We start from the raw sequence: 674 nt of genomic DNA on the forward strand, positions 1-674 counted from the left end.
GGGGAGGATGGCGCGGTAGAGGAACCAGGAGGTTTTGCGTGTGTAGGTGCCGGCTTTGCCGATGTGGTTGCCGGGTGCGTTGGTGGTGTAGAACGCTTCCGGCACATCACCATCGTCTAGGGGATCGGTGTCGGGGTGGTCGCCTATGAGGAGGGTGTTTGGGTAGTCGAGGGAAACATCGGGTTCGGGCGGGGCAAGTGTGGCAGTCATGGGGCGGGGCACTCCAGCAGAGAAGAACAAAGTTCGTATGTGTTTTCTAACGAGTGCTTTTATAGTAACCCGAGTTAAGGACATGTGGCCTTAGTGGGGGTGTTTATGTTCGAATAGGATACCCTAAATCCGCAGGGATCCCCAGAGTCACACTACAACCGGCAACGGGGGTAAAAGCAAAGGTTTAGGGTTCGTTGCCTATTACTCCCCTGCCGGGGTGTTTGCACTTCCACCAGGTCTAAAGTCAATGAGAGTGTGTGCCGAAGCGTCGTCCGGTATCGCCTGCTTCCGCAAAACGTGAAAAGAAGGAGACGGTGGTTTGCCGTCTCCTTCTTTTTTGTTTCTGTATTTTGTTGTGTTTTGTTGTTTGGTGTCGGCGGTGACTTACTCTCCCACAACCTCCCGGTTGCAGTACCATCAGCGTGTGCAGGCTTAGCTTCCGGGTTCGGAATGGGACCGGGCGT

At 54.6% G+C, this 674-nt stretch carries 1 rRNA gene and 1 pseudogene; both read right to left on the bottom strand.

What is annotated here, in order from left to right:
- Positions 1-210: pseudogene (locus MHY22_RS11485) on the bottom strand (HNH endonuclease); the annotation flags it as partial.
- 371 nt (positions 211-581) lie between these two features.
- Positions 582-674, bottom strand: a 5S ribosomal RNA gene (rrf, locus tag MHY22_RS11490); the annotation flags it as partial.

It is taken from the genome of Corynebacterium sp. ACRPO (genome assembly GCF_022347205.1).
Lineage (GTDB): Bacteria > Actinomycetota > Actinomycetes > Mycobacteriales > Mycobacteriaceae > Corynebacterium.